General features: G+C 41.3%; 1 pseudogene. It reads right to left on the bottom strand.

Annotated elements, in window-relative coordinates:
- Positions 1-54 precede the first annotated feature (54 nt).
- A pseudogene (locus UA76_RS19115) lies at positions 55-625 on the bottom strand (hypothetical protein); the annotation flags it as partial.

Raw genomic sequence — 625 nt, 5'->3', positions numbered from 1 at the left:
CATCAATGTACAGGTAGTACTGCGGCTGCGGACGAACAAACTTATCGCCTGTTATTACGGCTTCTTTGCTTTATCCATGAAAGCAAAGATCTGAGCCATAAACTCAGTATTATCATTTTCATTATTGAAGTGAGCTCGGCCAGTGGGTTGAAGTCCAAACCTAGCGGGCCAAAAGTGTCGTTTTTTGTGCTCGCTGTACAGTATTAGGTCAAGCCCATGAATGCTTTCACGGTAACCAAGGTTATCAAAATTACAGGCTGCAACTTTGCCTTTGTACCACGTGTAAACGATTTGGCGTTTTCGGTCGAAGTATATATCTGCCATTCGAGGAATGCGGAAAAAGTAGATAGTGCCTGCTAGTGAGAGCATCAATAAAATACTAATGATACCAATTTTCTGATAAATGAAGTTTCTGTAATTTTCACTCCCATATAAAGTCACTGCTTTGATCAGAGCGATTCTTGAACCGTTGCCATCCTCTCCAATTAACTCTCGATAATACAAGTCACGTCTTTCATCATATGCTCGACCGAGGCTTTTGTGCTCTTGATTTAACTCTATCATTGCATGAGCACTATTGATCATCCCTTGATTCGGACCAAAGTCGCTTATCATGTAGAGGGAT

Source organism: Vibrio mexicanus, from assembly GCF_001012815.1.
Taxonomy (GTDB): Bacteria; Pseudomonadota; Gammaproteobacteria; order Enterobacterales; family Vibrionaceae; genus Vibrio; species Vibrio mexicanus.
The sequence above is the reverse complement of the archived record's forward strand: the minus strand, read 5'-3'. Positions and strand labels throughout refer to the sequence as shown.